The organism is Corallococcus sp. CA053C, assembly GCF_003611675.1.
Lineage (GTDB): Bacteria > Myxococcota > Myxococcia > Myxococcales > Myxococcaceae > Corallococcus.
This window is the reverse complement of the sequence record NZ_RAWA01000417.1, coordinates 1-8,763: the sequence shown is the minus strand read 5'-3', so window position 1 is coordinate 8,763 and position 8,763 is coordinate 1. Positions and strand designations below refer to the sequence as shown.

Below are 8,763 nucleotides of genomic sequence, written 5' to 3'. Positions count from 1 at the left end.
GGGAGGCGCGGCGGGGACCGCGATTGCTCCTTCGTATGGACAGGAGCGGGTGTGGCTGATGCACAAGCTCAACCCGGACGCGCGGGCCTATCACACGCAGGCGGTGTTCCGGCTGGGGGGCGCGCTGGACATCACCGCCCTGCACGCGAGCCTCACCGACATCGTCCGGCGCCATGACGTGATGCGCACCCGCTTCCCCGAAGTGGATGGAGAGCTGCGGTGCGAACTGGAAGCGCCCTGGGAGGTGGAGGTCCCGCTCCAGGACTTCAGCGACGTGGGGGAGGCGCTGCTCGCGGCCCGGGTCGGCGAGGCCGTTCGCGCCGTGGTCCAGGCCCCCTTCGCGCTGGCGGAAGGCAGGCCGTTCCGCTGGCGGCTGCTCCGGCTGGGCGCGGAGGAGCACGTCTTCGTCCATGTCGAGCACCACGTCGTGCACGACGGCTGGTCGTTCAACGTCTTCGTCCGTGAGCTGATCAACGGCTACGCCGAACACGTGCGCCACGGCCGGGTGCGGCGCCCGGCGCTCGCGGTGCAGTACTACGACTACGCTCGCTGGCAGCGGGAGTGGGTGGACACCGAAGCCGCCCACGCGCAGCGCCGCTTCTGGCGTCAGGAGTTGGAAGGGGCGCAGACCCAGCTCCAGCTCCCGCGCCGCGCGTTGCCCGGGACGCGGCGGTTTCGCGGGGTGGCGCCCCGGATGGAGCTGGACGGAGAGCTCGCGCGACGCCTGCAGGACCTGGCGGACCGGAACAACACCTCGCTGTTCACCACGCTGCTCGCGGCGTTCATGGTCCTCCTGCACCGCTACACCGGCTCGCAGGATCTCCTCGTCGGCTCCGCGGTCGCCAACCGGCGCTGGCAGGACACCGAAAGCCTGCTGGGCATGTTCGTCAACACGGTGGTGCTGCGCGGCCGGCTGCACGACGACCCGTCCTTCGAGTCGTTCCTGGCGCGGGTGCGAAAGACAGCCCTGGAGGTCTACGACCACCAGGAGCTGCCGTATGAACTCATCTTCGCGGAGTCGCCCGCGCGGCATCAGGGGGGCCTCAACCCGTTGATCCAGGCGATGTTCAACTTCCACGACACGCCCGTGGGCACGCTCGAGGCCGCGCCGCTCGACGTCACCATCGTGGAGGGGCTCAGCAACGGATCCGCCAAGTTCGAGCTGTCCGTCGTCGCGGTGCCCCTCTACGCGGAGCCGGGGCACACCAGCCGGCTGGCCGGGGACGTGGTGAGCATTCCCCGCTCCGACACGACCGTGCGCTCCAGTCCCCGCGCGTCGCTGAGCGGCATCCTGCTCGCGTGGGAGTTCGACTCCGACCTCTTCGAGGACTTCTTCATCACGGGCATGTTGTCCGCGTACCAGGAGCTGCTGCGCTCCATCACCGCCGCCCCCGACACGCGGGTGTCCAGGCTGGCCCTGGTGAACGAAGCGGACCGGCGGGCGCTCGTCGTCGCGGGCCCCCGGCGGGAGTTCCCCGCGAAGCGGTTGACCGGTTGGGTCCAGGAGTGGGCGGAGCGCACGCCGGACGCACCCGCCGTGGCGTCGGGCCTGGTGCCCCTGTCCTACCGCGCGCTCCTGTCGCAGGCCGAGCGGCTGGCGCGGCACCTGCGGGGGATGGGCGTCGACCGCGAGGACCGGGTGGCGGTGTGCATGCCGCACGCGGCGGAGCTCGTCGTGGCCCAGCTGGGCGTGCTGCTTTCGGGCGCGGCCTTCCTGCCGCTGGATCCCGGTCATCCTCCGGCCCACCTGCGGCGGCTCGTGCGGGACGCGGACGCCCGCGCCGTGGTCACGACGGCGGGACTGGCCGGTCGGGTTCAAGGTGTCCCGGTCGTCCTGCTGGAGGACGTGCCGGAGTCCCCCGGTGTCACGCTGCCGGAGGGAAGTCCCTCCGACCTGGCGTATGTCATCTACACGTCTGGTTCGACGGGCCAGCCCAAGGGCGTGCAGGTCGAGCACCGTTCGGCGGTGGCCCTCCTGCACGGCACGGAGACGCTGGAGCTGGGGCCGGGCAAGACGATGCTGGCCCTGATGCCGGCCACCTTCGACCCTTCGGTGCTGGAGATCTGGGGCGCCCTGGTGAATGGCGCGGCGATCCACTTCCTGCCGCCCGGCTGGGACGTGCCGGGGCTCGCTCGGTGCCTCATCGACCAGCGCATCACGCACGTGGTGATTCCGCCCGCGGTGTTGCCCCAGTTGGTGGCCGGGTTTCCGGAGGCGTTCGACGCGTTGGAGCGGGTGGTGATTGGTGGAGACGTCTTCTCCCCGGAAGTGTTCCGCACGCTGCGGCGCCGGGGCTTCACGAAGGCGATGAACGTCTACGGGCTCACCGAGACGACCATCATGGCCAGCGGCCAGCGGCTGGAGGACTGGCACGACACCGGGGCCGCAAGCCTGCCCATCGGTCGGGCCCTTTCCAACGTCCACCTCGCCGTGCTCGATGCGTCCTCGCAGGTCGTGCCACCGGGTTGCGTGGGAGAGATCTGCATCGGTGGCCCCGGCATCGCGCGGGGGTACGTGGGCCTGCCGGGGCTCACCGCTGAACGGTTCGTGGCGGATCCGTTCGCGCTGCTTCCCGGCGCGCGGATGTACCGCAGCGGAGACCTGGGCCGGTGGCTTCCCGGGGGCGTGCTCGAGTTCCTGGGCCGCCGTGATGAGCAGGCGAAGGTCCGGGGCTTCCGGGTGGAGCTGGCCGAGGTGCGGGCGGGGCTCTGCGCCCATCCCGGCGTGGCGGACGCCCTCGCGGTCATCGATTCGACCGGCGGCGAGCCGCGCGTCGTGGGGTATGTCATCGCCGCGCCAGGAGTCGAGCTGTCGGGGCCCTCCGTTCGCGAGGCGCTGGCGCGCGGGCTGCCCGGTCATCTGGTTCCCTCGGGGGTCGTGGTGCTCGAGTCGTGGCCGGTGAACCTCCACGGGAAGATCGACCGTGCCCGCCTGCCCGCGTCGGGACCGCGCACGCGGACACCCACGGCACCGAGGACCGACGCCGAGGTCCGCATCGCCGCGGTGGTCGCCGAGCTGTTGAACCTGCCCCAGGTGGACATCCACGAGAGCCTGCTCGCGCTCGGCATGCACTCACTGCAGGCCATGCGGCTCGCCTCGCGGTTGAGCCGGATGGTGGGACGGGAGGTCGGGCTCGCCACCATCCTCGAGGGCCCGACGGTCGCGCAGCTGGCGGAGGCGCTCGCCCTCCTGCCGGTCGCTCCGCCCACGATTGGAAGGCTGCCCCGCGCATGACGACCGCGTTCCCCATGTCGTTCGCGCAGCAGCGGCTGTGCTTCCTGCACCGGGTGGACCCCACGGGGGCCGCCCACGGCGCCCTCCGCTGCTACCGGGTGACAGGACCGCTGGACACCCGCGCCCTTCGTGAGGCCCTGGACGTGCTGGTGGCCCGACACGAACCGCTGCGGACGGTCTTTCCCCTGGGCGCGCACCAGCTCGTGTCACCGGACGGACGCGGCCAGCTGCACGTCGTGGACGTGGCGGACGAAGCGGAGGCGCTGCGGCACGCGGAGGCGGAGGTGGCCCGGCCGTTCGACCTGGAGCACGGCCCGCTGCTGCGGCTCACCGTGGCGAGGTTGGATGCGGCCACGCACTTCCTCGTCTTCGCGTCGCACCTGCTGGTGGCGGATGGCTGGTCGCTGCAAATCCTCTCCGAGGAGCTGGCCATCGCCTACCGGGCGGCGGTCCTCGGCGAGCCCTCCCGGCTGCCCGAACTGCCCGTGCAGTACGTGGACTGGGCCGCATGGCAGCGGGAGCAACTCACCCCTTCCCGGCGCGCGGAGCTGTCGCGCTGGTGGCGGGAGCGCCTGTCGGGGGTGCCCCTGGTGCTGGACCTCGTGGCACCCCGTCCCGCGCTGGGGCGGGGCCGCCGCGCGCATCGCGTGCTTTCCGCCGAAGTCACGCGGGCGGTGCGCGCCTTCGCGGGCGCCGAGCGTCAGACCGTGTTCACGGTGCTGGCCGCCGCTTGCGGGATCGTGCTCGGTCATCGCGCGGGCCGGAGGCAGGTGCTGTTGGGGCTGGCCGTGGCCAACCGCGACCTGCCGGAGGTCGAGCGCGTGCTCGGCTTCTTCGTCAACACCGTCGTGCTCCAGGTGGACCTGCGAGGCGACCCCGACTTTCGCGAGCTGCTCGGCCGGGTGTCCGAGGCCACGACGGCCGCGTACGCGCACAAGGACCTGCCCTTCGAACAGCTCGTCGCCGACCTCGCCCCCCCGAGAGATCCAACCCGGTCCCCGGTCGTCCAGGTGAACTTCGCCTACCACCCGGTGGGGACGGCGGGGGCGCTGGCGCTGCACGGTTGCACCGTGACGGAGCCCCTGCTGGACCTCCCCACCGCGAAGTTCGAACTCACCCTGCGTGTCGAGGACCGCGCCGACGGGCTGAGCACCGTGTGGGCCGAGTTCGACGAGAGCCTGTTCGACCCCGCCTTCATCGACGGCGTGCTGGCGGACTACGAAGAGGTCCTGTGCGCCGCGGCTCCCGGTGTACGCGTCGCGGGCCTGCTCCGCGCACGGACCGCGACCGAACAACGCCTCACCCGCATCTTCGCCGACGTGCTGGGGGTCGACTCGGTCGACCCCTTCGACGACTTCTTCCGGCTGGGCGGCCATTCCCTCCAGCTGGTCGAGATCGCGGCGCGGATCCGGACCGAGCTGGGCCGTGACCTCGGACTGCGTGAGCTGTACCAACACCCCACCCCGGCGGGCGCCGCTGCCCGTCTTGAGCAGACAGGAGCATCACGATGAGCGATTCCTATCCGTTGCCCAAGGACTGGCAGCACCCGTTGGATCCTCCGCCCGAGTACAAGCGGCTGCGCAAGGAGGCGCCGGTGTGCCCCGTCCGGACCTGGGACGGCAACACGCCGTGGTTGATCACCCGCTACGAGGACGTCCTCGCGGCCCTGGGTGACCCGAGGTTGAGCCTGGACTCCTCGCTGCCGGGATTCCCCCACACGTCGCCCGCCTCGGCGGCCCGGCAGGGGCGCCCCCTGCCGTTCCCATTCCTTCCCGACGCGGAGTACCGGACGCAACGGGCCATGTTGGTGCCGGAGTTCGTGCCCCGGCGGATGGAATCCCTGCGACCGCGAATCCAGGCCACCGTGGACGAGGTCCTGGACGCGATGCTGGCCGGCCCACGTCCCGCGGATTTGATCGCGGGCTTCGCACTCCCCGTGGCCATGCGGATCATCTGCGATCTGCTCGGCGTGCCCCGAGCGGATGCGGAGCACCTGCACGTCCTCAGTCGCACCATCGGGTCCCGCACCTCGTCACGGGAGGTGGCCGAAGGGGCCCTGGACGCACTGGATGGCTATTTCCAGAAGCTGCTGGACGCGAACAAGGCCCGACCTGACGACACGCTCGTCGGGCGCATCGTGGCAGAGCAGGTGTTGCCGGGACGGTTGAGCGAACGGGATGCGGTCGCCATGTTCCATGCGTTGTTCTACGCGGGGCACGGTCCGTCCGCGTACATGATGGGCATGGGCGCGCTGGCCCTGATGCTGGATCCGGAGCAGCGCGGCGTGTTCGTCGCGATGGAAGACCCGGGGGAGATCGCCGCGGCCGTCCAGGAGCTGCTGCGCTACGTCACCGTCTCGCACATCGGGCGGCAGCGCGCGGCCACGCAAGACGTCACCATCGGAGGGCAGCTCATCCGCGCCGGTGAGGGCGTCCTGGCCCAGCCGGACTCGGCCAACCGGGACGAGTCCGTCTTCACGGATCCGGACCGTCTGGACCTGCGCCGTGAGCCGCGCCACAACTTCGCGTTCGGTCACGGCATCCACCTGTGCACGGGGCGAATGCTCGCGCTCATTGAAATCGAGGTGGTCTTCGTCACGCTGTTCCGGCGCATCCCCACCCTGCGATTGGCCGTGCCCCTGGACCAGGTCCCCTTCAAGCAGAACGAAAACCTGCTCGGCGCGCACGAGCTGCCGGTCACCTGGGAGTCCTCCGCGGACCGGACGGTGGAGCAGACGTAACCCTCCTTCCGGATGTCCGTCTTCAGGGACTCTCCATCAACGCCCCGAGTCGTTGCTCGAGCCCGTTCGCCAGGTGTGTCAGCAGCCGCCGGAAGTTCTGCAGCAGGTGCCGCGCCTATTCGGTGTCGACGCGGGCGAGCGCGACGAGTTGCCGGAGCGCTTGGAGGAAGTGCTCGGCGAGCCGTGTGATGGTCTGCGGGAGGAGGAGTGCCGGGCTGTAGGTCCAGTCCACCCGCAGCCGTCCTTCCTGCACGAGGCTTTGGACCTCCAGCAGGTGCGGACGAAACGTGCCCAGGCTCGAGGAAGGCCCCACCGAGGCGTCGGACGGCTGGAAGAGCGCGTCGCCGGAGAAGATCGGGGCGGACCGTCCCAGGAAGTTGAAGCGCAGCCCCGGGTAGACCTCCGGCACCGGCTCGGAGGTGTCCTCGCGCAGGTAGCGCAGGATGCCGTAGTCGATGCCCCGGTTCGGGATGCCGCGCAGTCGGGCCTTCACGGACTGGAGCGTGTCGAGCAGGTCATCACCGTCGTGTTCGAGCACCACGGGGACCAGCGAGGTGAACCAGCCCACGGTCCGCGACAGGTCCACGTCGTCGAAGAGCGGCTCGCGGCCGTGCCCCTCCAGGTCGATGATCCAGCGGCGTCTCCGGGTCCACGCGGCGAGCGCGGAGGCCAGCGCGGTCAACAGGACGTCGTTGATCTCGCAGTGGAAGGCCTTGAGCACTTCGCGCAGAAGCGCCTGGGTCTCCTCCGCGCCCAGCGCACAGGAATGGGTTCGCGAAGTGCCCACCGTCTGGGCGGAGGTCCCCGTGGCGGCCAGGTCCGCCGGCAGGTGGCTGTCGGCCGAGCTCGGAAGGCTCCTCCAATAGTCCAACGGGGGCGCGGACGAGCGCGCGTACTCGACCAGCCGCCGCGACCATTGCTGGAAGGACGTGGTCTTGTCGGGGAGGTGGGGGGCGTGTCCCTCGCTCAGGTGCTGGTACGCGGTCTGGAGGTCCTCCAGCAGGATGCGCCAGGAGCGCCCATCCACCACGAGGTGTTGGGCGATCAGCAGCAGGTGCTCCGGTTCGTCCAGCCCCGACGTGAAGTGGGCGACCCGAAACATCGGCGCCTGCCCCATGCTCAACCCCTCCTGGAGTCGGGTGGCGATGGCTTCGAGGGCGGCGGGTTGCTGCTCTGGCCGGAGGTGGCCCAGCTCGAAGTGCTCCACCTCCATCAGGTCGTCGGGGGGCAGGCAGTGCTGCGACCCGCCGGAGCGGGTCCACTCGAAGCGCATGCGGAGCGCATCGTGGTGCCGCACGAGGTGGCGTACCGCCTGCGTCAGCCACTCGGCCCGCAGGGGCGCGCGTGGGACGAGCAGCACCGTCTGGTTGAAGTGTTCGGGCCAGTTCCGGGGCTGCGACAGGTACCAGTGCTGCACGGGGGTGAGTGGCACTTCGCCCGTCACGAACCCGGGCTCCACGTCCCGAGCTGAATCCTTCGCGTCACCCATGGGCTTTCTCGTACCACCGGGGCTGTGTCGGGTCCACGCGGCCGGCCGGGCGGGTCCAGCCCTTGGCAATCAATTACTTCACAACCGAGCCCTACCCACGCCTGATTTGGGAAAACCCGGATTGTGCCACTTTCCGTCCCGCGGTTCATCGGGCTGTCATGGCCCGGAAAAGAGGGGGGAGCATGAAGCGATTCCAAGGGTACGTCATGGGAAGTGTCCTCACGGTGGGTTTCCTGGGCCTTGCGCACGCGGCATCAGGCGAGGGGCTCGCGGAGGATCCTTCGATGCATTCCCAATGCAGGACAAGCATGCTGAAGGGCAACTACGTCTATGCAAACAGTGGGTTCGTCGTGAGTGGGTCCACGCAGCTCCCCTTCGCACAGGCCGGTCATGATTTCTTCCAAGGGAACGGGACCCTGACGGGGGCGGCGACCGTCAATACCAATGGCGAGGTGACGCGCACCGTCTACACGGGCACCTACACCGTCAATCCCGACTGCAGCGGCCGCGCGACGCTCACCGACAACCTCGGAGGCACTGCGCACTTCGACTTCTTCGTCACGAAGGGCGGAGAGGTGTTGGCCTACGTCCAGACCGACGCTGGCTACGTCACCGCCACCTTCGAGCTGCGACGGAACTAGGCTGAACCCTCTTCCACACGGCGTGTGCCAGCGCCTCCGCCGCTCAGAGATGGGGACTGGCGAAGATGGTCCTTCCGCCCACCAGGATGGGGAGCTTGGCGGTCAGGACGAAGCTCGCATCCCAGCCGTGCCGTGGGCGCCCCGGGAGTCCGAGTCCCGGGGCTTCCGCGGCACTGAGCGGAAGACCCAGGCGGATGCCCACCGAGCCATGGATGAAGGAGAAGCCCGTGTACGCGGTGTGACGACGGGTTCCAGCAGGTTGCTCCAAAGGGAGCATCGCTCCGCCTCTCTGCTGGCTTGGTGAACGAGACGCGAACGAAGCCGTCGGCTCCTGCGAGCGCGTTCACGAGTGCATATCGATTTTTGAATTCATGCGAATCCATGTGGGAAAGAGCAGCTCGTCCCATTGCGACGCCGCCGCTCGGGAAGCGAGCCAGGAGGCACTGCGCGGAGCGGACGCTCCCTCCTTCGCCCTCATCCTGTGCACGGACCAGTACGACGCGGGGTGCCTCGCGTCCACGGTCCGGCAGGAACTGGGGGACATTCCCTGGGCCGGGTGCTGCGCGGCGGGGGTCTTCGCGGACAACGAGCTGTTGCTTCAGGGGCTGGTGGTCGCCCTCTTTTGCGGAAGGGACTTCCGCGTCGGGGTGGGCATGGG

General features: G+C 69.8%; 6 protein-coding genes. 5 read left to right on the top strand and 1 reads right to left on the bottom strand.

What is annotated here, in order from left to right; translation table 11 throughout:
• From D7V97_RS35705 to D7V97_RS35695, 3 genes are all read left to right on the top strand, one after another.
• On the top strand, window positions 1-3,235 hold a 3,235-nt coding region (locus D7V97_RS35705; protein WP_120615092.1), incomplete at its 5' end, for a non-ribosomal peptide synthetase.
• A complete protein-coding gene (locus D7V97_RS35700; protein WP_120615091.1) occupies window positions 3,232-4,746 on the top strand; it encodes a condensation domain-containing protein in 1,515 nt (504 codons plus the stop codon). The genes D7V97_RS35705 and D7V97_RS35700, both read left to right, overlap by 4 nt.
• Window positions 4,743-5,975 (top strand): cytochrome P450, encoded by a 1,233-nt coding sequence (locus D7V97_RS35695; protein WP_120615090.1) that lies wholly within the window; start codon window positions 4,743-4,745, stop codon window positions 5,973-5,975. Before D7V97_RS35700 ends, D7V97_RS35695 begins: the two co-directional genes overlap by 4 nt.
• A 115-nt stretch (window positions 5,976-6,090) precedes the next feature.
• Here D7V97_RS35695 and D7V97_RS35690 read toward each other — a convergent pair whose 3' ends face one another.
• Window positions 6,091-7,464, bottom strand: a complete 1,374-nt coding sequence (locus tag D7V97_RS35690; RefSeq protein WP_120615089.1) for a condensation domain-containing protein — start codon at window positions 7,462-7,464, stop codon at window positions 6,091-6,093.
• A gap of 308 nt (window positions 7,465-7,772) precedes the next feature.
• Between D7V97_RS35690 and D7V97_RS35685 the strand changes: the two genes are divergently transcribed.
• A complete protein-coding gene (locus D7V97_RS35685) occupies window positions 7,773-8,105 on the top strand; it encodes a hypothetical protein (protein WP_120615088.1) in 333 nt (110 codons plus the stop codon).
• A 371-nt stretch (window positions 8,106-8,476) separates the two neighbouring features.
• Window positions 8,477-8,763 (top strand): FIST N-terminal domain-containing protein (locus tag D7V97_RS35680; protein WP_304988526.1); only part of this gene is annotated, 287 nt, incomplete at its 3' end.